General features: G+C 59.9%; 20 protein-coding genes. 8 read left to right on the forward strand and 12 right to left on the reverse strand.

The features are described 5' to 3' along the window. Positions 1 to 19: 19 nt before the first annotated feature. The 3 genes from GLP43_RS09450 to GLP43_RS09460 form a co-directional block, all read right to left on the reverse strand. A complete protein-coding gene (locus GLP43_RS09450; protein WP_237279113.1) occupies positions 20 to 1771 on the reverse strand; it encodes an acetolactate synthase 3 large subunit in 1752 nt (583 codons plus the stop codon). A 334-nt stretch (positions 1772 to 2105) separates the two neighbouring features. Next, positions 2106 to 2768: a response regulator transcription factor gene (locus GLP43_RS09455; protein WP_237279114.1), complete on the reverse strand. Its 663-nt coding sequence runs from the start codon at positions 2766 to 2768 to the stop codon at positions 2106 to 2108. A gap of 35 nt (positions 2769 to 2803) precedes the next feature. Continuing rightward, complete coding sequence (locus GLP43_RS09460) at positions 2804 to 4207, reverse strand: cache domain-containing protein (protein WP_237279115.1); 1404 nt, start codon at positions 4205 to 4207, stop codon at positions 2804 to 2806. 260 nt (positions 4208 to 4467) lie between these two features. On the opposite strand from GLP43_RS09460, the gene GLP43_RS09465 reads away from it, so the two are divergent. The 3 genes from GLP43_RS09465 (at position 4468) to GLP43_RS09475 (ending at position 9036) form a co-directional block, all read left to right on the forward strand. Continuing rightward, the gene (locus tag GLP43_RS09465) at positions 4468 to 5556 is read left to right on the forward strand and encodes a TRAP transporter substrate-binding protein (RefSeq protein WP_005853304.1); all 1089 of its coding nucleotides are present in this window, start codon (positions 4468 to 4470) and stop codon (positions 5554 to 5556) included. A gap of 141 nt (positions 5557 to 5697) precedes the next feature. Continuing rightward, positions 5698 to 6666 carry a TRAP transporter small permease subunit gene (locus GLP43_RS09470; RefSeq protein ID WP_237279116.1) on the forward strand — a complete coding sequence of 323 codons (969 nt, stop codon included), beginning with the start codon at positions 5698 to 5700 and terminating at the stop codon, positions 6664 to 6666. 15 nt (positions 6667 to 6681) lie between these two features. Beyond that, the gene (locus GLP43_RS09475; RefSeq protein WP_237279117.1) at positions 6682 to 9036 is read left to right on the forward strand and encodes a TRAP transporter large permease; all 2355 of its coding nucleotides are present in this window, start codon (positions 6682 to 6684) and stop codon (positions 9034 to 9036) included. Between the two features lie 96 nt (positions 9037 to 9132). On the opposite strand, the gene GLP43_RS09480 is transcribed toward GLP43_RS09475, so the two are convergent. From GLP43_RS09480 to GLP43_RS09490, 3 genes are all read right to left on the reverse strand, one after another. Continuing rightward, a complete protein-coding gene (locus GLP43_RS09480; protein ID WP_237279118.1) occupies positions 9133 to 9954 on the reverse strand; it encodes an arginyltransferase in 822 nt (273 codons plus the stop codon). 67 nt (positions 9955 to 10021) lie between these two features. Beyond that, a complete protein-coding gene (locus GLP43_RS09485) occupies positions 10022 to 10468 on the reverse strand; it encodes an RDD family protein (RefSeq protein ID WP_005853312.1) in 447 nt (148 codons plus the stop codon). Between the two features lie 69 nt (positions 10469 to 10537). Next, positions 10538 to 10945, reverse strand: coding sequence for a DUF2852 domain-containing protein (locus GLP43_RS09490; RefSeq protein ID WP_237279119.1), 408 nt, complete (start codon positions 10943 to 10945; stop codon positions 10538 to 10540). A 227-nt stretch (positions 10946 to 11172) separates the two neighbouring features. On the opposite strand from GLP43_RS09490, the gene GLP43_RS09495 reads away from it, so the two are divergent. The 5 genes from GLP43_RS09495 (at position 11173) to GLP43_RS09515 (ending at position 16850) form a co-directional block, all read left to right on the forward strand. Further along, entirely contained in the window at positions 11173 to 13986 is a 2814-nt protein-coding gene (locus GLP43_RS09495; RefSeq protein WP_237279120.1) for a bifunctional [glutamine synthetase] adenylyltransferase/[glutamine synthetase]-adenylyl-L-tyrosine phosphorylase, read from the forward strand. Next, positions 13983 to 14255, forward strand: coding sequence for a hypothetical protein (locus tag GLP43_RS09500; RefSeq protein ID WP_237279121.1), 273 nt, complete (start codon positions 13983 to 13985; stop codon positions 14253 to 14255). The genes GLP43_RS09495 and GLP43_RS09500 overlap by 4 nt, the downstream gene beginning before the upstream one ends. Before the next feature lie 148 nt (positions 14256 to 14403). Beyond that, positions 14404 to 15021, forward strand: coding sequence for a DUF6778 family protein (locus tag GLP43_RS09505; protein ID WP_237279122.1), 618 nt, complete (start codon positions 14404 to 14406; stop codon positions 15019 to 15021). Between the two features lie 57 nt (positions 15022 to 15078). Continuing rightward, positions 15079 to 16305, forward strand: a complete 1227-nt coding sequence (locus GLP43_RS09510; RefSeq protein WP_237279123.1) for an RSP_2647 family RNA methyltransferase — start codon at positions 15079 to 15081, stop codon at positions 16303 to 16305. Continuing rightward, positions 16305 to 16850 carry an RSP_2648 family PIN domain-containing protein gene (locus GLP43_RS09515; protein WP_237279124.1) on the forward strand — a complete coding sequence of 182 codons (546 nt, stop codon included), beginning with the start codon at positions 16305 to 16307 and terminating at the stop codon, positions 16848 to 16850. The genes GLP43_RS09510 and GLP43_RS09515 overlap by 1 nt, the downstream gene beginning before the upstream one ends. On the opposite strand, the gene GLP43_RS09520 is transcribed toward GLP43_RS09515, so the two are convergent. From GLP43_RS09520 to GLP43_RS09545, 6 genes are all read right to left on the reverse strand, one after another. Further along, positions 16847 to 17530 (reverse strand): M48 family metalloprotease, encoded by a 684-nt coding sequence (locus GLP43_RS09520; protein ID WP_237279125.1) that lies wholly within the window; start codon positions 17528 to 17530, stop codon positions 16847 to 16849. The genes GLP43_RS09515 and GLP43_RS09520 overlap by 4 nt on opposite strands. Positions 17531 to 17641: 111 nt before the next feature. Next, complete coding sequence (locus GLP43_RS09525; RefSeq protein ID WP_237279126.1) at positions 17642 to 18067, reverse strand: OsmC family protein; 426 nt, start codon at positions 18065 to 18067, stop codon at positions 17642 to 17644. Positions 18068 to 18150: 83 nt separating this feature from the next. Continuing rightward, positions 18151 to 19338 (reverse strand): vWA domain-containing protein, encoded by a 1188-nt coding sequence (locus GLP43_RS09530; protein ID WP_237279127.1) that lies wholly within the window; start codon positions 19336 to 19338, stop codon positions 18151 to 18153. Between the two features lie 3 nt (positions 19339 to 19341). Then, entirely contained in the window at positions 19342 to 19515 is a 174-nt protein-coding gene (locus GLP43_RS09535; protein ID WP_005853331.1) for a hypothetical protein, read from the reverse strand. 18 nt (positions 19516 to 19533) lie between these two features. Further along, positions 19534 to 20898, reverse strand: a complete 1365-nt coding sequence (locus tag GLP43_RS09540; RefSeq protein WP_237279128.1) for a DUF2927 domain-containing protein — start codon at positions 20896 to 20898, stop codon at positions 19534 to 19536. A 335-nt stretch (positions 20899 to 21233) separates the two neighbouring features. Beyond that, positions 21234 to 22073: an AAA family ATPase gene (locus GLP43_RS09545; RefSeq protein WP_037945011.1), complete on the reverse strand. Its 840-nt coding sequence runs from the start codon at positions 22071 to 22073 to the stop codon at positions 21234 to 21236. Between the last annotated feature and the right edge of the window lie 130 nt (positions 22074 to 22203).

The following is a 22203-nucleotide window of genomic DNA, read 5'->3' on the forward strand; positions in this document are numbered from 1 at the left end:
TCCTTGTGCCGTTGGCGGCTTAGACCAAGACCGATCCCTTGGCGTCAATCACACCTTGCGTATCGACACCGGCCAGCATCATGTCGTTATGCGCCTTGCCCGACGGGATCATCGGGAAACAGTTTTCGTGTTTTTCGACCAGACAGTCAAAGATCACCGGACCGTCATAATCGAGCATCTCCATGATCGCGTCGTCCAGATCGTCGGGGTCCGAACAGATGATCCCCTTGGCCCCGAAGGCTTCGGCCAGCTTGACGAAATCGGGCAGGGATTCAGACCAGCTTTGGGAATAGCGCTCGCCATGCAGCAGCTCTTGCCACTGGCGGACCATGCCTAAGCGTTCGTTGTTCAGGATGAACTGTTTCACCGGCAGACCGTATTGCATCGCGGTGCCCATCTCCTGCATGTTCATCAGCCAGGACGCTTCGCCCGCGACGTTGATGACCAACGCGTCAGGATGCGCCATCTGCACGCCGATGGACGCAGGGAAACCATAGCCCATGGTCCCCAGCCCACCAGAGGTCATCCAGCGGTTCGGATCCTCGAAACCAAGATATTGCGCGGCCCACATCTGGTGCTGGCCCACTTCGGTGGTGACATAGCGGTCACGTCCTTTGGTCAGCGCTTCAAGCCGCGAGAGCGCGTATTGTGGTTTGATGATCTTGCCCTTTTGCTCGAACTTGAGGCAGTCAACGTTGCGCCATTCCTCGATCTTCTTCCACCATTTGCCAAGGGCTTCGGTGTTTGTCTTGCGGCCGCGCGATTTCCAGACCTTCAGCAGGTCTTCCAGCACATGGCCCACGTCGCCGACGATAGGGATGTCCACGCGGATGATCTTGTTGATCGACGAGGGGTCGATGTCGATATGCGCTTTCTTGGATTTCGGGCTGAACATGTCGACGACGCCGGTGATCCGGTCGTCGAAGCGCGCGCCGATGTTGATCATCAGATCGCAGTCGTGCATCGCCATGTTTGCCTCGTAAAGACCATGCATCCCGAGCATCCCCAGCCATTTGTCACCCGACGCCGGATAGCTGCCAAGCCCCATCAAGGTAGAGGTGATGGGAAAGCCTGTCGCCTCGACCAATTCGCGCAGCAGTTGCGACGCCGCAGGGCCCGAGTTGATGACGCCGCCGCCAGTATAAAAGACAGGGCGTTTGGCGGATTCGATCGCGGCCACCAGTTCGGTGATCTCGGTCATGTCGCCTTTGACGGGCGGCTGGTAATGCGAGGTGGACGGCTTCTTGGGCGTGTATTCCCCCGTGGCGAATTGCACGTCTTTCGGGATGTCGACCAGAACGGGGCCGGGGCGCCCGCTGGTGGCCACGTGGAAAGCCTCGTGCAGGACGCCGCCCAGCTTGTCGGTCTCTTTCACCAGCCAGTTGTGCTTGGTGCAGGGGCGCGTGATGCCCACGGTATCGGCCTCTTGAAACGCGTCAGAGCCGATCATGAAGGTCGGCACCTGACCTGTCAGGACCACCAGCGGAATGGAATCGAGCAAGGCATCCGTCAGGCCGGTCACCGCATTGGTGGCACCGGGGCCCGAAGTTACAAGAACAACGCCCGGCTTGCCGGTCGAGCGCGCATAGCCTTCGGCGGCATGGACCGCCCCTTGTTCGTGGCGCACCAAAACGTGTTTGATGCTGTTTTGTTGGAACACCTCGTCATAGATCGGTAGGACAGCGCCGCCGGGATAGCCAAATACGGTATCGACACCCTGATCAATCAGGGCTTGAACGATCATCTTCGCTCCGGTCATTTTACGTGTCATCTTGGTGCTCCGTCAGGCGGTGGTTTATCAAAAAATACGTTGCGCAAAAAAAAGCCCCCGATTTTGACGGGGGCGCATGGTGACTATTATGGTCTGCCGTTACCGGCCCATGCGCGTGTGTCTTAGAATGACGACGATATCTGTCAAAGCTAGATCTGTCATAGCCAAAGGCCCCTCATTGCGTGCATGGACATTATGAGCGCCACAAAGGGGCGTCAATGCCCTATTGTCGATAAATGTGTCGCTAGATGCGAATAATCTTTTCATTTATTGCGCGAAATCCTGAATTTTCTAATTTTTGCAAAATCGAGCGCATTTCTTGGCCCGATATCAGCTAGAGTCGCACTCCGGTTCCTTGCAGCACGCCGTGTTCCATCGCATAGCGCGTCAGCCCTGCGGTGGAAGAGATGCCAAGCTTGCGCTTGATATTCTTGCGGTGGGTTTCGACGGTGCGCACAGAGATATCCAAGGTTTGCGCGACCTCTTTGTTGGATTTCCCCTGCGCCAGTTGCAGCAGGATCGTCTGTTCGCGTTCGGTCAGGGATTCACGCGCGGCGTCCTTGGGTTCAAGCGAGCCTTGCGCGCCGGTGCACAGATACCGTTCGCCGCGCATCACCGTATCGATCGCCAGCTTGATCTCGTCTGTCGGCACATCCTTGAGGATATACCCCATGGCGCCGTGGCTCAGCGCCGAAGAGATATATTCGGGGTTATCATGCATCGACAGGATCACGATGCGGGTGTCGGGCTGGCGTTCCAGCAAGATCTCGGTCGCGGACAGCCCGCCGATCTCTGGCATGTTGAGGTCCATGAGGATCACATCCGGGTCCAGTTCCGCGACGCTCTCAATCGCGGCGCGGCCATTGGGTAGGCAGCCGACCACATTGATGTCATCATAACTTTCAAGAATGGACTGGATGCCTTCGGCGACCATCGGGTGATCGTCCACGATCATCACTTTGATCAACTCGGGTGGCTGGGTGTCTGTAAGGGGCATGGGGCAGCTTTCGGCGGATGTGAAACGGTCAGAGCTTAGGGCAGGGCTATGGGTGGCGGGCGCAGCATATGGGTCAGCGGGACGGTGGCGGTAATCTCGGTGCCGCCTTGGGCAGAGGTTTGCATGGTCAGCGTTCCGTCTAGCTGCTCGATCCGCTCTTGCATATTGCGCAGGCCCAACCCTCCGGCGGTGGAGCGTGTTCTGGCCAGCCCCAGCCCGTTGTCCGAGATCGACAGCGTCGCGCCCTGTCGGTGACCGCGCAGATCGACGATGACTTCGGTGGCGCGGGCGTGGCGTTCGATATTGGTCAGCGCCTCTTGCGCGATCCGGTAGAGCGCGGTCTTCGCCTCGTCGTCCAACCGGTTGCGGAACACCACGGTGTCGAACTGACATTGAATACCGGTGCGTAGGGCGAATTGTTCGACCAGTGTTTTCAGCGCGGGACCAAGGCCCAGATCATCAAGGATACTGGGGCGCAGGTCGCGGCTGATGCGGCGCACTTCCGATATCGCCTGCGCGAGGCTGTCGATCCCTTTGCCCAATGGCTCTGCCGCGCGGGCGTCGCCCCTTTCCAGCCGGCGTCGCGCATTGTCGAGCGCATAGCGCACCCCCACCAGGATCTGGCTAATGCCGTCATGCAGTTCGCGCGCCACGCGGCCGCGCTCTTCCTCTTGGGCGTCAAATACCCGCTGGGTCAACTTTTTGAGCTTCGCGTCCGCAAGCCGCCGTTCGCGCAGGTTGACCAGCATGCCCGTGCCAAACACCAGCAGCAGGGCGGTCACCGTAATAACGCCGATATAGAAGAATGTCCGCTCTACTCGTGCCTGCACGTCGGCGCGGGCGTTGGCCCCGCTGGCAAGGACATCGTCGATGAACACACCGGTGCCCACGGCCCACTGCCAGCTGGGGAAGGACGTCACATAGGTGATCATCTGCGCATTTTCTCCGGTGGAGGGTTTGGGCCACATATAGGTGTGATACCCGCCGCCATTACGTGCGATGCGGATCAGCTCGTCCACCACGGGCGTGCCGTCGCTGTCCGTTTCGCCGGCAAAGTTGCGGTTGATCCGGTCGGTCTGGCGCGGGCTGACAAGGGCGGTGCCGTCGTAGTCATAGACAAAGAACTGACCTTCCTCGCCATAGATCATCGCCGCGAGGATCTGCGCCACCTGCGATTTCGCTGCCCCGTCATCAGGAGAGGCGGACCCGTAAACAAAGTAAAACCCGTTGCGCGCCTGCGTCACATAATTGCGCAGCTCGACCTTCTTGGCGTCCAGCAACTGCTGCTCGAGCGTTGAAATCTCGCGGTCGGCCACCGCGCGCGCCTGCAGTGCCACGACAAAGGCAATCGCCGTCACCGCCAGCACAAGCGGCACAGAGGCGATGAGCGTCAGCTTTTGGGCGTAGGTGGGGGCGATGAGGAAAGACGGGCGGCGCATGCAGCGCTGATACTGGGAAATCCACGCGAATCAAAGTGCTAGATGCGGTCACAATTCACCCGCTAAACGCGTGTATGCACAACATATGGCAGGTGTGGCGGAACATTTGCCGCATATTTGGGCGGTAAATATATGTGCTCTACGTAGTAGTTGGTATTTTCAACGTCCCGCTTTTGCGTAGAGTAAACGACACTTGAAATGACCCGCGCGCACAAAATGAAGCGCGGGCACCCTCATATAACTCGGGAGGAGTATCCAATATGGACCGTCGTTCATTTCTGAAGACATCCGCGCTTGGCGGGTCTGCCGCCGCTGCATCGACACTGGCCGCACCGCTGTACGCCCAAGGCAAACGCACGCTGACAATGGTCACCGCATGGCCCCGTGGCTTTGCCGTGCTTGATGACGCCGCGACCTACCTCAACAACATGGTTAACGAGATGTCTGACGGCACGTTGACCATCGAAAAGAAAGCCCCGGGCGAACTCGTCGGCGCGTTCGAGGTCTTTGACGCTGTTTCCTCCGGTCAGGCGGATATGTATCACGCGGCTGACTACTACTTCATCGGCCAGCACCCCGGTCTGGCGTATTTCACCGCCGTGCCTTTCGGTGCCACAGCGCAAGAGCTGACCAACTGGTATCTGCACGGTGGCGGCCATGACCTGCACAACCAGATCGGTGAAATCTTCAACATGAAGATGTTCCTCGCCGGTAACTCCGGTTCGCAGTCCGGTGGCTGGTTCCGCAAGGAAATCAACTCTGCCGCGGACTTCAACGGCCTGAAATTCCGTATGCCCGGTCTGGGTGGCAAGGTGCTGGGTAAACTGGGCGCGTCCGTTCAGAACATCCCCGGTGGCGAACTGTATCAGGCGCTGTCCTCCGGCGCGCTTGACGGGCTGGAGTGGGTTGGCCCCTTCGCGGATGAGCGCGCGGGCTTCCAGGAAGTCGCCAAGATCTACTATACCGCTGGTTTCCACGAGCCAGGGTCGGGCCTGACCGCATCGGTCAACCTTGATGTGTTCAACGACCTGACACCGGCGCAGCAGAAGATCATCGAATACGCGTCGATGGCGACCACGCACACCGGTCTGGCCGAAACGCTGGCCAACAACGGTGCCGCCTTGGCGCGTCTGCAGCAGCAGGGCGTGAAAACCATGCAGTTCCCCGATGACGTCTGGGATGCATTCGGTGCGGCCTCCAAAGAGGTTATGGACGAGAACATGGACGACTCCCTGTTCGCCGACATCCGCAACAGCTTCGAATCCTCGCTGTCCGCATCGGCTGAATGGCTGTCCAAATCCGACGCCTACTATGTCGAACAGCGCCAGCGCGTTCTGGGCAAAATGTAAGCCATCCCCACGGGATGACAGGGGGGCTGCCTTTGGGCGGCCCCACACGCGACTTTGCGATCCGGAAAACGGGCGCGCAAAGCGAGGATTATTTTCGCACCAAGCCCACGCTGAAACCGGGCGGGCGAAGGGGGGATAACAATGGCAGAAGATGCAGTATGCGCTGGATTTTTCCGCGCGGCGGAAGGAGCCAAGATCAGCTGCTTGGACCAGTTCCAAGAAGGCAACCTGATCAGCTTTGTTCTGGGCAACCTACTTGAAGCGTTCTACAATTTCTTTGCAGCGGTGCTGAACCCGTCCATGTGGCTGGACTGGTCCAATAGCGAAGCCTTGATGCGGTTCATCTATTACGGTGCCTCGGTAGAGCTGTTCTTTGTCTTGCTGGTCGGGCTGCTGATTGTCACGGCTGTCGGCATCTGGAAACGCAGCTTTATGTGGGGCTGTGTGCGCGGGCTTGAGGGCTTCGCCAATGTCACCGGGCGTTTCTTTGCCTGGGCCGGGCTTTTGATGGTGCTGCAACAGATCATCATCGTCTTCATGCAACGTATTTTCACCCGGCCTGATATCTCTATCGGCTTTGGTATTCCGCTGCAATTCGACATCAGCTGGTTCGCGGAAGAGTTGAAGCTTTTCAACGCGTTGGTCGTCTGTCTTTGTGTGTCCTACACCTTTGTACAAGGCGGGCATGTGCGCGTTGACCTCTTCTATGCCGGCGCAAAATTCCGCACCAAGCGCGTGATCGACATGTTCGGCGCGCTGTTCTTCATGATCCCGTTTGCGATTGTCACATGGCTTTATGGCTGGTTCTTCCTGTGGCGCCATCTGGTGACACCGAACCCATCGGCCTCTGACCGGTTAGAGCTGCTGCTGCGCAAGGCGCGCTTGCTCAAGTGGAACGTGGAAACCATCGGCTTTTCGCCCAACGGGTTCAACGGCTACTTCTTGTTCAAGATCCTGCTGTGCGCCTTCTGCGCAATGGTGATCTTACAAGCAATATCAGTGTTTTATCGCGCTTTGTTAGAGTTCCGTGAAGGGCCTGAAAGCGAAGATAAATATCTCGACCGCGATACGTTGGGCGAGGGCGAAGAAGCCTATGAGGGCACACATTAATTCAAGGGGCGTCCCATGCTATTTGGTCTCGACGGGGTCGAAATTGGCCTGATCATTGTTTTTGCCTGCCTCTTTGGCGGCATCCTGTCCGGTTTCCCGGTGGCCTTTGCCATCGGCGGTGCTGGCATCATCTCTTTCGGTATCATCGCCGCACTCGATAGTGCGGGTCTGATGGTGCATCAGGCGATTGATCAATCGTCGCAAGCCTATCGCGATCTGGTGAACTCGGGCGTTCCCAATGACGCGGTATCGAAATTCCGCTATCCCGATTTACCGCTGATCGGTGAATCTGTCTTCCCCCAAGGCTGGGAAGTCGCGCTGGACCGGAACGTCAGCTTCATCGTGAACCGTATGAACGAACGCGTTCTCGCGGGGCAGTCGATCGAAACGTTGCTGGCGGTTCTGATGTTCGTTTTGATGGGCATCACGCTTGAACGGTCGAAGATCGCGAACGACCTGTTGACCACGATGGCGCGCGTCTTTGGCCCGCTGCCCGGCGGTTTGGCGGTGTCGATTGTGGTTGTGGGCGCGTTTCTTGCGGCCTCCACCGGGATCGTAGGCGCGACGGTTGTAACCATGGGGCTGCTGGCGCTGCCGACCATGTTGCGCAACAACTATTCGCCTGAAATCGCGACAGGTGTCATCGCAGCCTCCGGTACTTTGGGCCAGATCATTCCGCCTTCTATCGTTATCGTCCTTCTGGGCACTTTGGCGGGCGATCTATACTCCGCCGCCCAAGAAGCGCGCGCGACGTCGGTAGGCTGTACCGATGCGCTGACCTACCTTGGCCAGCCTGCGGTTGTGTCTGTGGGGACGCTGTTCCAGGCCGCGTTGCTGCCGGGGATCATGCTGGCGTTGCTTTATGCGCTTTACGCCTTTGTCTATGCGTTGCTGAACCCTGAAAAGGCTCCGGCCGTGCCGATGGGGGCGACCAATGCCGAACCCATCACGCGAGGCGAAGGTTTTACCTGGTTCCTTGGCATGCCAGCGCTGCTGATCGTAGGCACGATTGTTCTGGGCAACCTTGGCATCGTGGGCAGCCAGTCGACTGTCGTGTCCAGCTTTAGCGATATCGGGCAGGGTGCCAGTCTGCGCACCAATGTAGGCGAGGCCTGTCAGGCCGCGATGATCGAACTGCACGGGCAAAGCGCTTGGGATCAAGCGGTGACCGAGCAAGCCGCGATCGAGGCGGCGGGCGGTCAACAGGCCAGCGAAAAACTGACCGAAGAAGCCCTGGCCGCCAAGCAGGCTGAAAAGATTGCCAATGCCGCCCCCATCGGGACCGGTGTCGCGATCATCCTGATCCTGCTGGCGCTGGTCATGACGACCGGTCGCGGTGTCGCTCCTTCGGCGGACAAACGGCCGCTGATCATCGGTGGCATCGGACTGGTGCTGACGGTGCTGGTCGATATCCTGCTGGTCGGTCCGGCCACGTCCTCGGGCACGATGGTGCTGCTGATGGCGCTGCCTTTCGTGGCTGTCATGTATGGTGTGGTCTATGCGCTGAAGCTTTGCGCCGGTAACGAGCTGATCCGCGTGGTCTTCCCGCCGCTGGTCCTGATCGTTGCGGTACTGGGGTCGATCCTTGGCGGGATCACCAACCCGACGCCCGCCGCGGCCTTGGGGGCAGGTGGCGCGATCATGCTGGCCGCCTATCGCAAGCTCAAGGATATGGACCGGTCGCCCAAGGTGATCATCTGGTCCACGCTGGCCATCCTGATCGCGATCCTTGTCGGCGTGAACTTTGACCTGCGCATCAACCAAGAGGGTGTGAGCGTCGAAAGCTGGTTCGCCTTCTTCGTTGCCTACGGCGCGTATCTATACGCGGTGTTCGGTCTGCTGTTCTCGTGCTGGATCCTCTATACTTCGGGCGTGCTGAGCCCCGTGGTCCGCGAGACGGCCAAGGTGACCTCGATGGTGTTTACCATCCTGATCGGGTCGCAGTTGCTGAACCTTGTGGTGATCTCCTTTGGTGGGGAACACTACATCCAGCAGTGGCTGAAAAGCTTCGACAACGAGCTGACGGTCTTCCTGATCGTGATGCTAGTGCTCTTTGTGCTGGGCTTCGTGCTCGACTTCCTCGAGATCATCTACATCGTGATCCCGATTGTCGGGCCGGTGATCTACGGCGGCACCTTTGACCCGAAGTGGGTGACGATCATGATTGCGGTGAACCTGCAAACGTCGTTCCTGACACCGCCCTTCGGCTTCGCGCTCTTCTACCTGCGCGGCGTCGCCCCGGCGAGCGTCACCACCTCGCATATCTACCGCGGGATCATTCCTTTCGTCTTGATCCAGGTCGGGGCACTGGCGCTGTTGTGGATGTTCCCGGTCATCGTGACCATCGTGCCGGACCTGATCCCCAACTGATCGGGGGTTAGGCACCAAAAAAACAAAAGGCACCCTGCGGGGTGCCTTTTTCGTTTCAGCGGGTGACAGCGGTCCAATGTGCCGCGGCGTTACGATTTACCCTTTGGTAGGGCTCAGATCGGGGAGGGCGATATTGGCCACCTGTTCGGCAATCGGGTCGGTGATCAGCGGATGCTGATCGGGTTCGAAATCATCGGGGTTGCGCATCTTCTGCCACGCACCGCCCATATAGACCTCAAGCCCCGAGAATTTGGCCTTATATCCCATCTTGGGGCTGCCGGGCACCCAGTAACCCAGATACACATAGGGCAGACCCGCCGCACGGGCGATTTCGATGTGGTCGAGGATGATGTAGTTGCCCAACCCGTCACGGGGCCGGTCAGGGCTATAGAACGAATAGACCATGCTCACCCCGTCATCGAGCACATCTGTCAGGCAGACGCCAATCAGCTCGCGGGTTTGGGTATCGGTATATTCGATCACACGGCTGCGGATCGGGGTTTCCTCGATCATCGCGGCGAATTCAAAGACATCCATATCGGCCATGCCACCGTCTGCATGGCGGCTGTCAAGATAGGTGCGGAAGAGGTCGTATTGCTCTTCCGTGGCCCAAGGCGACGTCGCCCGCCGCGTCAGCCCCGCGTTGCGCTTGATCGTGCGCTTCTGGCTTTTGCTGGGGGTGAAGTCGGCCACGTTGATGCGCGCCGACAGACAGGCCGCGCAATCCGTGCAAGACGGGCGATACAGTACATTCTGCGACCGCCGGAAGCCTTGCCCCGACAGGCTGTTATTCAGCTTGGTCGCAGAGTCGCCCTGCAGCGCGGTGAACAGTTTACGTTCCATCCGGCCGTCCAGATACGGGCAGGGCTGGGGCGCAGTCACATAGAACTGCGGAGCGATGGGAAGTGTATGGCGCATGAAAATCCGTTGTTGTTCGGAGGAAATTCTAACAACTGGTCCAAAGCGCGCCAAGCACAAGTTTGGGTCAGTTCACGCTTTCGACACGACGGTTCAGCGGGACTGTGCCGAGGATCACGTCGCTCAGGCTCTGATGGCGCGAGGTCGCACAGATCAGAATAATCGAAATCACCTGCAAAGGCATCATGGCAACGCTGACCGTATAGCCCGAAGTATGCAAAAACGCCGAGGCCAGATCCAGCGGTTCATCGCGTGCCGTGCGCAACTCCATGCCGAACAGGCGCATGCCCCAGGTGGCCGACCCGCTGGCAAGCGTCGCGACACGGTAGGTAAAGCCCACCATCAGCATCAGCAGCGGGAAAAAGAACAGGCCGGTGAAGGCGGTGAACGGCAGTATCAACACGCTGGCGATCAGCACCAGCAGGGCGTCAACAACCCAAGCCATGAACCGCTTGGTCGGAATACCGCTATAGAATTCAGGCTGGTCGAATGGATCGGGGGTGGTGGGGGTCATCATGTCCTGTCCCTTGAAAATTGTGGTCCCCCCGCCAAGGCGGAGGGGGTGTTGATTGAACGCGCAGCCTTAGGCCTTTTGCGTATCATCGTCGTTTTTGGAGCCTTCGGCCATGAACTGGTCGAACTCTGCCTTGTCCTTGGCTTCGCGCAGACGGCTCAGGAAGGCTTCAAAATTGGTCTGCTCTTCCTCCAGACGGGCCAGTGTATCGGCCTTATAGGCATCAAAGGCGGCGTTTCCGGTTGAACGTCCGGTGATAGACCCACGGCGGGCGCGTTTGCTGCAAGACGAAGATTTAAACATGCGTTTGCTCCAGATCATATAGGCAAGAAGGGCAAGGCCAAGCGGCCAGAAAAGAATGAAACCGACAACCATGGCGGCGATCCAGGCCCCTTTGCCCTTGTCGTCAAGAAAGTCCTCGGTACGGCCCAGCCAACTGCGTTGTGCGGTGTAGGTGGGTGCATAGGTCTGTGTCATCAAGTTCCCTTTCGGTCAGAGTGTGGTGGCCCTGAACGCTGCGGGCCGGTGCGGTGGCGGGCAATGTAAACGCCTTTCACATTACATTAGATCGGGGTGCGCCCTGTGGTTTGCAAGGGATAATGTAAATCTTTTTTACATTATTTGGATTTGCACGTGTTTGGTGGGGGTTAGCAGGTGCCACGGCCCCATTGACGACGGGCATAGAACCAGCGAATGCTTGGCGTATGAGAACACTTGCCAGCCAGATCACCCGCTTTCCCCGCATCTTTACGGCCGATCAGGCGCAGGATGCGCGCGCGCTCTTTCCCGATGCGCAGTCCGAAATTGCCGCGCTTGTGGCGGGGGCGGGATCGACGTCGCCCTATCTTCTGGGGTTGATGCAAAAGGAAACCGACTGGTGTCGTGCGGCCTTCGATGATCCCGCAGGGGCGGTGCAGCAGGTGATCGACAGCGCGGGCGCAGTCGCCCCGGACCAGTTGTCCAGTCATCTACGGCAGGGCAAGCGGCGCGTGGCGCTGATGACGGGGCTGGCCGATCTGGCGGGGGCTTGGTCGCTTGAGGACGTGACCGGCGCGCTGACCGATTTCGCCGACGCCGCCGTCCAAGCCGCGCTGACCGCAGGGCTAAAAGCGCAGATCAAACGCGGCAAGCTGCCCGGCATGACGGAAGAGGACGCCGACAGCGGCGCAGGCATGGTCGTGCTGGCTATGGGCAAGATGGGTGCGCGCGAGCTGAACTATTCCTCCGATATCGATCTGATCTGCCTGTTCGACGAAACACGCTTTGACGCCAGCGATTTTCACGACGCCCGCACCGCCTTTGTCCGCGCCACTCGCGCGATGAGCGGGACGCTCAACGATCTCACGGGCGAGGGCTATGTCTTTCGCACAGACCTGCGGCTGCGGCCCGATTCCGGTGTGACGCCCGTCTGTATCGCGATGGAAGCGGCCGAACGGTATTACGAAAGTCTGGGCCGCACATGGGAGCGTGCCGCCTATATCAAGGCACGCCCTGCGGCGGGCGATCTGGCGGCGGGTGATCAGTTCCTCTCGGTGCTGCGGCCCTTCGTCTGGCGCAAGCATCTGGATTTTGCCGCGATACAGGACGCCCATGACATGCGCCTTGCGATCCGCGAGCACAAAGGGTTGGGGGGCAGTGTCTCGCTTTCGGGGCACAATATGAAGCTGGGGCGCGGCGGTATCCGCGAGATCGAATTTTTCACCCAGACCCGTCAGCTGATCGCCGGCGGGCGCGACGCAGATCTGCGCGTGCGCGGCACTTGCGAAGGCATGGCCGTGCTGGCGGAAAAGGAATGGATCCCCTCAGAGGTTGCCGAGACGCTGTGCGATCACTACCGCGCGCATCGCACCGTGGAACACCGCGTCCAGATGATCCGTGACGCCCAGACCCATACGTTGCCCCAAACGGAAGAGGGGTTCGACCGGCTGGCCGCGATGATGGATATGGATGTCCCCGCGCTGCGCAGTGACCTTGAACGGCGGCTGGAAGAGGTTCACCAACTGACCGAAGGTTTCTTTGCTGGCTCGACCTCAAGCCCTGAAGCGGCTGCCACGCCCGAGGAGCATGTGTTTGACGCCGCGATTGTGGACCGTTGGCTGAGCTATCCCGCTTTGCGCAGCGCGCGGGGGGCAGAGCTGTTCGCAGAGCTGAAACCCGGATTGCTGGCGCGTCTCGCACGGGCCACCAAACCGGACGAGGCCTTGCTGGCCTTTGACGGCTTTCTTGGCGGTCTGCCCGCGGGGGTGCAGTTATTCTCTTTGTTGAAGATCAACCCGCAACTCTCTGATTTGCTTGTCGATATTGTCAGTGCGTCACCTGCGCTCGCTGCCTATCTGTCGCGTAATGCGCAGGTGTTCGACGCGGTGATCGGCGGTGATTTCTTCAGCGAATGGCCGGCAGAGGACGCTTTGGTCGACAGTCTGACAGAGGTGCTGGAGGCCGAAGAGGATTATGAGGCGCGGCTGGATACCTGTCGTCGATGGGCCAAGGAATGGCATTTCCGGATCGGGGTGCATCACCTGCGCGGGCTGATTGATGCCGCGACGGTGGGGGCGCAATATGCCGATCTGGCGCGGGCGGTGTTGCGCGGGCTCTGGCCGGTGGTGATCGACGAATTCTCGCGCCGTCACGGGCCGCCGCCGGGGCGCGGTGCGGTGCTGGTCGGGATGGGATCGCTTGGCGCGCGCCGCCTGACCGCTGCCTCTGATCTGGATATGATTGTGGTCTACGATTCCGCTGGCGTCGAAAGCTCTGACGGCGCGCGCCCGCTGGCGTCGCGGCTCTATTATGCGCGGTTGACGCAGGCGATGATCACCGCGATGACCGCGCCGATGGCCCAAGGCAAGCTCTACGAAGTGGACATGCGCTTGCGGCCCTCGGGGACACAGGGGCCGGTGGCGACCAGCCTTGCGAGTTTTGAAAGCTATCAGATGGGGCAGGCCTGGGTGTGGGAGCATCTGGCCCTGACCCGCGCCGATTGTGTGACCGGCCCCGATGATCTGATGCAGGATGTTGCGCGCCTGTGCGACAAGGTGCTCGCCCGTCCGCGCGGCCGTGCCGATACCCTGCACGAGGTCGCGGCGATGCGTGGACGTCTGGCAACGGCCAAGGTGGCGGGCGGCATTTGGGACGCCAAGAACGGGCCCGGGCGCTTGCAGGATATCGAATTGCTGGCGCAGGCCGGGGCCCTGCTGGCGGGCACCACGGCGCGGGATATCACCTCTGCGCTTGGCGATGCGGAGGCACAGAACGTCATCACCGCCGATCAGGCAGAGGTGCTGCGCCGCGTCTACCGCACCTGCTGGGCGCTGCAATCCGCGACACGGCTGTTGTCATCCTCTGTCCTGCGCGAGGATTCACTGGGGCAGGCGGGTCTGGGCTTCTTATGTCGGTCGCTTGATGTAGACACGCCCGAAGACCTGCATGCCCATCTCGCGCAAAGCTACGATCAGGCCGCGACGATCATCGGCGATGCACTGGCCGCTTACGTGAACAAAGCAGACGGGGGCGCGACATGAGCAAATGCGACCCCGACGATCCCAAAGGGCTGATCTTTGAATCCTACCGCATAGAGGGGATTACGCAGGCGGAGTGTCGGTCAATCTTTCTGGATTGGGCACTGAGCCTGCCGGTTGAGGCGGATACCAAAGCCGCCCTGCGCGCCTTGTTGGACCGCGTTGCGCCTGAAAACCATGACCACCCCATGACCCAAGTGATGCAAGAGGGGTTGATCGACATGGCCACGCCCCGGCGACGCGGCGGATGGAGAACCCGACCGCGCAGCTAGACAGGCTGACATTAAGGCGCAAACGTGCCGAAATACCCTAATGATGCCTCAGGTTTTGAACATTCTCGCCCCATTCCTGCCTTAATTGAGCAGCATTACCGTTTCATAGCTGCACAATCCGTATCATCAGCAGCTTTTGGAGGGGTAAATGAAACATCATAAACTGTTGATCGCTTTGTCCTGTGCCGCTGCCGTGTCCGGTTGTGCACCGGCGGATATTGCCAGCCGTAACGCGATGTATGACACATCCTCGACCCGCATGTCCTTGCTGGACAATCTGAACGCCTACCAGCCCGATACCTTGCTGGACGCAGTGCATATCCAGCACACCAACGTCTCTGTGCCCGATCACCTGCGGGTCGCACAAGAGCCAAGCCTGCTTCAATCGGCGGACATCGTCTGGCATGGCGAAGCAGACACTGACCGCCGCGATCAGGTTCGCGCGATCTTCGAGGCCGCGATCCGCCAGGGGGCGGTGACCGCCTATGGTCCCGTGCCTGCCGCGCTGGAGGTCGAGGTATTGCGGTTCTACAACCCCGCGTCAGAATCCCCGTCGGCAGAGTTTATCCTGACCGTTGTCGATGCGCGCAATGGCAACCCGCTGGCCGAACCCCGTCAGGTCGCGGTAGAGCTGAGCAGCTTTGCGCCCCCCGTCGCAGAGGCGCAGCCGGACAATGCGGTGATGGTCCATGATCTGGCCCGTGCGATCGAACAGCAGCTCGCCACACCGGGCAGCTATAAACGCACGAAACTTGCCGCCTATTAGGGCAGCAATCGAACTCTGCGCTTCCCCAAACGCGCGGAACCGACTAATGGGGGCGGTATGACAACGCCCCTTTCCCCTCCCGCTTCGACCGACCCTTCCGATTTGCCTGTGGTGCGCCTGCTGCCCAAGGCGAATGCCCGCGCCATCCGGCACGGGTTTCCCTGGGTCTATGCCAATGAAATGGTCACCGACCGACGCACCAAGGCGCTTGCGCCCGGCAGTCTCGCGCTGCTGGAAGACAGTGCCCGTCAGGTGATGGGGGTGGTCGCGGTGAACCCGGCCTCCAAGATCTTCTGCCGGATGCTGGACCAGAACGCCGAAGCCGTGGTGAACCAGAACTGGTTCGAGGCCCATATCAATCGCGCCGTGCAACTGCGTGACCAGATGTATGACGCACCCTATTATCGGTTGATCCACGCCGAAGCCGATGGGTTGCCCGGTGTGGTGATTGACCGCTTTGGCGACACGGCCGTCATTCAGGCCAATGCCGCATGGGCTGATGTGCATATCGATGCGCTGACAGCAGCGTTGGTGGAACAAACCGGCGTGCGCCACGTGCTCAAGAACGCGTCGGGCCGGACCCGCAGCCTTGAAGGGCTGGATGACGTAAGCGGTGTGCTGCATGGCGAGGCACCAAGCGCGCCTGTGCAAGTGCCGATGAACGGCGCGATCTATATGGCTGACCTCACCGGAGGCCAGAAAACCGGCCTGTTCTATGACCAACGCCCGAACCACGCTTTCGCGGCAAACCTGTCCAAAGGCAAGCGCGTGCTGGATGTCTTCGCCCATGTTGGCGGGTTCTCACTCGCGGCGCTGGCAAATGGCGCGTCCTCTGCGGTTGCGGTCGACGGATCGGCACCCGCGCTTGAGCTGGCGCAGCAGGGCGCGGAGGCTATGGGCGTGTCAGACCGTTTTGCCACGCGCCAAGGCGATGCCTTTGACATCCTGACAGCACTGCGGGCCGAGGGCGAAGAGTTCGACGTGGTGATCTGCGATCCGCCCGCCTTTGCCCCCGGTAAACCCGCGCTCGAGGCCGGTCTGCGGGCCTATGAACGTGTGGCGCGTCTGGCGGCGCAGCTGGTTGCCGAAAACGGCGTGCTGGGTCTGTGTTCCTGTTCCCATGCGGCGGATCTGACCCAGTTCCGCACCGCATCTGTGCGCGGTATCGGTCGGGCAGGGCGGCGCGCAGCGCTGCTGCATACGGGCTTTGCCGGTCCTGACCACCCACAGCTGCCGCAACTGGCCGAGACGGGATACCTCAAGTCGTTGTTCTTCCGCCTGTAATGGCGCTGCGCATCCTGATCGACGCCTGCGTGCTCTATCCCACCGTCATGCGCGAGATGGTGATGGGTGCGGCGCGGGCGGGGGTGTTTGAACCGCTGTGCTCCGCGCGCCTGTTGGAGGAATGGGCGCGCGCCGCGATCAAGCTTGGCCCCGAGGGCGAGGCACAGGCCCGCGCAGAGATCGCCTTGCTGCGCGCCGCCTGGCCCAAGGCGGAAGTACCCCCAAGCCCCGGTGTGGCGACACGGCTGTACCTGCCGGATGAAAACGACGTGCACGTGCTCGCCGCCGCGATCACCGGCCATGCCGATATTATCATGACACTGAATGCCAAGGATTTTCCCCGTGGCACCTTGGCTGAAGAGGGATTGGCGCGGGTTGATCCCGACAGCTATCTGCACGGCGTCTGGCTGGTGCAGCCCGAGGTGATGGAAGCTGTCGCCGAAAATGTCCTGGAAGAGGCACGCCGCCTGTCGGGCCATCCGTGGGAGATGCGACCGTTGCTAAAGAAAGCACGGCTGCCGCGGCTGGCAAAGGCGCTTGGTTAACGGTCCCAGGCGGATTGCAGCGCCGTGAGCGCGCCGATCCTGTCTGCGGTCTTCGGGTGGCTCAGCAACCAGGCGGGGGCGGTGCCGTGGTTGCCTTGGGTCAGCGCCTCCAGCTTCTCGAACAAGGAAATCTGAGGCGCGATGCCGATACCCGCTTTGGTCAGCAGGGCGGCGGCATAGGCGTCCGCCTCGTATTCATCGCTGCGCGACAAGCGCGCGGCCAGTAGCGTCGCTAGCATATTGGCGATCCAGATGCCGACACCGGGGAGGATACGCCCCAAGATCATCCCAAGTGCTGCGCGCATGGCGTTCTGGCCGGAAAAATCGATCATGCGTCGACGTGAATGCCCCAAGGCCACATGGCCGAGCTCATGTGCAATCACGCTCGCAAGTTCTTCGGCGGTGACGGCACCGGATTTGAATTTCTCGTAAAAACCGCGGGTAATGAAGATCCGTCCATCGGGAGCGGCAAGACCATTGACGGGGGCGACTTCGTAGATATGCACCTTGATCCGCGGCAGATCGAGGGCGCTGGCCAGTTTCGATGTCATCTCGCGCAGGGCAGGGTCGAGCAGTTCAGTCGATTTCTCATCCAGTTCCTTCGCGGTGCGCCAAGCAGAAAAGCGATACATGGCCAGCCCGTAGAGCACGGCGAGAAGTATGGGGAGGATGCGGATCATGCACCCAATATGGACGCAGGCGAGCGGGGTGCAAGGGTGGAATGAGTATTTGGGAAAAGGGTGAAGGGGGCGTGGTAGGGGCCGCGAGCGCGAGCGGCCCCTGAGGCAGGATCAGGACAGTTTTGCGTCCATCGTGATTTCGGCGGTCATCAGTTTGGAGATGGGGCAATTTTCCTTGGCGGTTTTGGCCGCCTCTTCAAACTGCTCTTGTGTGGCATCGGGGATGACACACTCCACATCAAGGTGGATCGTCGGCACGTGGAAGCCGCCGTCTTTTTGTTCAAGGAAGACCGTCGCCTTGGTTTCGATACTATCGGCGACCAGATCGTAGTCTTCAAGGATCATCGACAGCGCCATCGAAAAACAGGACGCATGGGCCGCGCCAATCAGCTCTTCCGGGTTGGTGCCGTCTTTGCCTTCGAAACGGGTATTAAAGCCGTAGGGCTGGTCACTGATCACGCCGGTCTGGGTGGAGACATGGCCTTTGCCCTCTTTGAGGTTGCCTGTCCATTTTGCGGAGCCTGATTTCTTGATCATGGGAATTCCTTTCACCATTTGGGTTCATGGTGAAAACGCGGGGGCGCGGGGGAATGTTCCGATCAGTGGTGGGCGGCGGCTGATTACCGGGTCAGGGTCTTCATCCCGCGGCTTAGCCCTTCGAGGGTCATGGGCACCATTGCCTCTGCGCCAAAGATTTCCTGAACCATCTTGATGGATTGCGTGTAGGGCCAGTATTTCTCGGGGATTGGGTTGATCCAGAGGTTGCTGTTCCATTGTTCCCGCGCGCGAGAGAGCCAGACCGATCCGGCCTCGGCGTTCCAGTGTTCATTGGCACCACCGGGGTAGGCGATTTCGTAAGGGGACATGGACGCGTCGCCCACGAAAATGCATTTGTAATCCGGTCCGTAAGTGCGCAGCACTTCCATCGTGTCCAGCTGTTCTGTCCAGCGGCGGCGGTTGTCACGCCAGACGCCTTCATACAGGCAGTTGTGGAAATAGAAATATTCGAGGTGTTTAAATTCGGCCTTGGCAGCGCTGAACAGTTCTTCGACGGTTTTGATATGCGGGTCCATAGAGCCACCCACATCCAAGAACAGCAGCACCTTGACCGCGTTGCGCCGCTCGGGCCGGGTTTTGACGTCGAGGTAGCCGTGTTCGGCGGTGGCACGGATGGTGCCGCCCAGATCAAGTTCGTCATTTGCGCCGTCACGGGCCCACCGGCGCAGACGTTTTAGCGCGACCTTGATGTTGCGGGTGCCCAGTTCGACCGTGTCGTCGAGGTTCTTGAATTCGCGTTTGTCCCAGACCTTGACCGCGCGCTGGTGGCGCGATTCATTCTGGCCGATGCGCACGCCTTCGGGGTTGTAGCCATAGGCCCCGAAGGGCGAGGTGCCTGCGGTGCCGACCCATTTATTGCCCCCCTGATGGCGGCCTTTCTGTTCCTCGAGCCGTTTGCGCAGCGTCTCCATCAGCTTGTCAAAACCGCCCGCGGCCTCGATCTCGGCCTTTTCCTCGGGGGTGAGGTGCTTTTCCGCCATTTTTTCCAGCCACTCGTGCGGGATGTCCACGGCCTCCATCACATCGTCGAGGCTGATGTTTTCGAGACCCGAGAAGGCGGCCGCAAAGGCGCGGTCGAACTTGTCGATGTTGCGTTCGTCTTTGACCATGCTGGTGCGCGCGAGATAGTAGAAAGCATCGACATCATAGGTCGCGAGCCCGGCTGCCATCCCGTCGAGAAAGGCGAGAAACTCGCGCATGGACACCGGCACCTTGTGTTGGCGCAGTTGGTCAAAGAATGGCAGAAACATGAACTACGCTCCGGTTAGGACTCGGTCCAGAACGACTGTAAGGATCATGCCGACGATGATAAAGGCCATCGCAAACCCGGCCGCGTATTGTGCGATATCCTTGCGGTTGCCGTTGCGTTTACGGGCGGTCAGCCCCCCGATAACAGCGCCGATCACGGCGAGAAGTATGACGATCATTTTAACCCGTTTCGCTAGTTATTTGAGCGGGTTAAGCGACGCGATCTCGCGCATTTTTGCCCGCACAGCCCAGTCAGAGCCAAATCCGTACCGTGCCCAGCCCAAACTGTCCACCCTGACGGCCTGTGCCTCGGCCGCGCGGTTCTCAAGCTCAAGCGCTTCGGCACGCAGCAACAGCAGGGTGCTGAGCAGGGCGGCGTTCTCGCGGCGGCGTGCGGTGTCGATATGCGGCGCGATCAGGCGCAGTGCCTCGGCACCCTGACCCTTGGAGACCGAATAGGCCCCCAGTTGCGTCGCCACATAGGCGCGGTGCAGATCGGTGCCGGGGGTGCGGGCGTAGAAGAGGTCGGACATCTTGTATTGTTCATGCGCGGCTTCGGCATCCCCAGATTGCAACGCGCGCCCCATGGCGTAATGGGCAAACGCGCGGCGGTGATCCTGCCAGCCCAGGCTTTGTGCGATCTTGATGGCGCTATAGGCCGCGTCCTGGCGTTGCCCGCTGGAGCGTCCGGGCCCAAGCGCGCCCTGAACGGCGGCATTCCAGGCGCGGGGGGTGCGGATCAGGAAGCGTGCTTTGGTCGATGTGCCGCCCGGATTGATCCGCGCCAGAATACCGGGCAGGGCGTTTGCCACCTGGCCCCGTGTCATGCCCGACCGCAGCGCCGGATCATAATAGGCGCGCAGGATCATCATATCAAATCCGGTCAGCACGGTATGCACGTTGTCATCGTTAAAGACGGAATCCGGCAGGCGATACAGATCGTTAAGCGGGCCAAGCGCTTGGGCCAGTTCTTCGTGCAGACAGTCGCGGACCTCTTGCGGGCTGGCGTCATTGGGGATGAAGATCGACACGCGGCTGCGGGTTTTGAGCAAGGACCAGTTGGTCTGCGCGGTGCGGCGGACTTTCTTGTATTCATCAAGGCTGCTGACATTCGGGGCCACAAAACATGCGGCTTGCGGCAGCACTTTGCTGATGGTGCGGCGGCTGACAGCCTCGACGGTGATATTGGCATTCGGGCCGCTGGTCGGGCTGATGTTGATGCGGGCCTCTTGCCGCAAGCGATTGAGCAGCGCGGTCAGATCGGGGCCAAGGGTCGGGGGCGGCGCACCGATGACGCGCACGGTGACCGGACCTTCGAAACGGGTGAAAACGGGCAGCTCCTTGCCGCTTTCCATGCGGAACGACAGTTCGATAAAATCGAGGCTGAGGTCGTTGTTGGAGCGCGGTGCCGGCAGCGATTGGTGCACGGTGAACCGTTTCATCGCGGGCAGGGATGAGGTCGAAGCGGGCTCCATCGCGGCACGTGTTACCACACCGGGATGCGAGGCTGGAACGCAGGCGCTGATCGCCAGCATCAAGGGCAGCAAAAGGTATTTCTTCATGGATGCGACCCCGTTGTGGCAGGTGCAGGGACCGCAAGGACAACTTTAACAGTCTCCAACACGCGGCGCACGAACGGTGCAAAAATCATATCCATCATCTACCTGACTGCCCTTTTGAGCTGATTACAGGTGTTTTTCGCCCGCCATCCAGACCATTCTAGGGAGCAACCATGTCAAAACAGAGAAAAATGTTAACAAATAAGGCAGGCTTATGACCATCGTTGCTTAGACGTCACAAATAGGACGGGCGCGTTTGCAGCCGTGAAATAACGCGCGGGCGGTTGGATATTCCTTTTATGCGGGATCAGGGCGCGGCGCACCGCGCCCCTTTGGGGTCACTTTTGCGCGCGTGCCATGAAGGCAAGCCGTTCGAACAGATGCACGTCCTGTTCGTTTTTCAGCAGCGCACCGTGCAACTTTGGCAGGGCGGACTTGCCGTCTTTTTTCAGATCGGCGGCATCCATATCTTCGGCCAGCAACAGCTTGAGCCAATCCAGCACTTCCGACGTGGATGGTTTTTTCTTCAGCCCTTGCTGTTCGCGGATTTCGTAGAATTGGGTCAGCGCCGTGGTCAACAGGGATTCCTTGATGCCGGGGTGGTGGACCTCGACGATCTTGCGCAGTGTGTCCATCTCGGGGAACTGGATGTAGTGGAAGAAGCAGCGGCGCAAAAAGGCGTCGGGCAGCTCTTTTTCGTTGTTCGAGGTGATGATGACGATGGGGCGGTTTTCGGCTTTGATCGTTTCGCCTGTCTCGTAGACGAAGAACTCCATCTTATCGAGCTCTTGCAAAAGGTCGTTGGGGAATTCGATGTCGGCCTTGTCGATCTCGTCGATCAGCAACACGGTTTTGCCTTCGGCCTCAAACGCCTGCCACAGCTTGCCCTTGCGGATGTAGTTTTTGACATCATGCACACGCTCTTCGCCAAGCTGGCTGTCGCGCAGACGGCTGACGGCGTCATATTCGTACAGACCCTGTTGCGCGCGGGTGGTTGATTTGATGTTCCATTCGATCATGGGCAGGCCAAGGGCGGCTGACACTTGTCGGGCTAGTTCCGTTTTACCTGTGCCGGGCTCACCTTTTACAAGCAGAGGTCGTTCCAGCGTCACAGCCGCATTTACCGCAATCGTGAGGTCATCGGTGGCGACGTAATCTTGAGTACCTTGGAATTTCATCTTGTTTTCAACCTTCTTCAACGCGCTATTCTTGGTCCTTAAACCAACAAACATAAGCATTGTGTAGTGACAATCCGCTAACGCTGCGTTAGATGCACGCCACGGGAGTGATGTCGGGAGACGCGCCTTC

Origin of the sequence: Sulfitobacter sp. M39 (assembly GCF_021735935.1) — a bacterium.
Lineage (GTDB): Bacteria > Pseudomonadota > Alphaproteobacteria > Rhodobacterales > Rhodobacteraceae > Sulfitobacter.

Coding starts and splice junctions, on each gene's coding strand:
- GLP43_RS09510 (WP_237279123.1), top strand. CDS start 15,079: ATGACAACGCCCCTTTCCCCTCCCGCTTCGACCGACCCTTCCGATTTG.
- GLP43_RS09460 (WP_237279115.1), bottom strand. CDS start 4,207: ATGCGCCGCCCGTCTTTCCTCATCGCCCCCACCTACGCCCAAAAGCTG.
- GLP43_RS09455 (WP_237279114.1), bottom strand. CDS start 2,768: ATGCCCCTTACAGACACCCAGCCACCCGAGTTGATCAAAGTGATGATC.
- GLP43_RS09540 (WP_237279128.1), bottom strand. CDS start 20,898: ATGAAGAAATACCTTTTGCTGCCCTTGATGCTGGCGATCAGCGCCTGC.
- GLP43_RS09485 (WP_005853312.1), bottom strand. CDS start 10,468: ATGACCCCCACCACCCCCGATCCATTCGACCAGCCTGAATTCTATAGC.
- GLP43_RS09530 (WP_237279127.1), bottom strand. CDS start 19,338: ATGTTTCTGCCATTCTTTGACCAACTGCGCCAACACAAGGTGCCGGTG.
- GLP43_RS09505 (WP_237279122.1), top strand. CDS start 14,404: ATGAAACATCATAAACTGTTGATCGCTTTGTCCTGTGCCGCTGCCGTG.
- GLP43_RS09520 (WP_237279125.1), bottom strand. CDS start 17,530: ATGATCCGCATCCTCCCCATACTTCTCGCCGTGCTCTACGGGCTGGCC.
- GLP43_RS09535 (WP_005853331.1), bottom strand. CDS start 19,515: ATGATCGTCATACTTCTCGCCGTGATCGGCGCTGTTATCGGGGGGCTG.
- GLP43_RS09495 (WP_237279120.1), top strand. CDS start 11,173: ATGAGAACACTTGCCAGCCAGATCACCCGCTTTCCCCGCATCTTTACG.
- GLP43_RS09500 (WP_237279121.1), top strand. CDS start 13,983: ATGAGCAAATGCGACCCCGACGATCCCAAAGGGCTGATCTTTGAATCC.
- GLP43_RS09545 (WP_037945011.1), bottom strand. CDS start 22,073: ATGAAATTCCAAGGTACTCAAGATTACGTCGCCACCGATGACCTCACG.
- GLP43_RS09470 (WP_237279116.1), top strand. CDS start 5,698: ATGGCAGAAGATGCAGTATGCGCTGGATTTTTCCGCGCGGCGGAAGGA.
- GLP43_RS09515 (WP_237279124.1), top strand. CDS start 16,305: ATGGCGCTGCGCATCCTGATCGACGCCTGCGTGCTCTATCCCACCGTC.
- GLP43_RS09490 (WP_237279119.1), bottom strand. CDS start 10,945: ATGACACAGACCTATGCACCCACCTACACCGCACAACGCAGTTGGCTG.
- GLP43_RS09475 (WP_237279117.1), top strand. CDS start 6,682: ATGCTATTTGGTCTCGACGGGGTCGAAATTGGCCTGATCATTGTTTTT.
- GLP43_RS09465 (WP_005853304.1), top strand. CDS start 4,468: ATGGACCGTCGTTCATTTCTGAAGACATCCGCGCTTGGCGGGTCTGCC.
- GLP43_RS09480 (WP_237279118.1), bottom strand. CDS start 9,954: ATGCGCCATACACTTCCCATCGCTCCGCAGTTCTATGTGACTGCGCCC.
- GLP43_RS09450 (WP_237279113.1), bottom strand. CDS start 1,771: ATGACACGTAAAATGACCGGAGCGAAGATGATCGTTCAAGCCCTGATT.
- GLP43_RS09525 (WP_237279126.1), bottom strand. CDS start 18,067: ATGATCAAGAAATCAGGCTCCGCAAAATGGACAGGCAACCTCAAAGAG.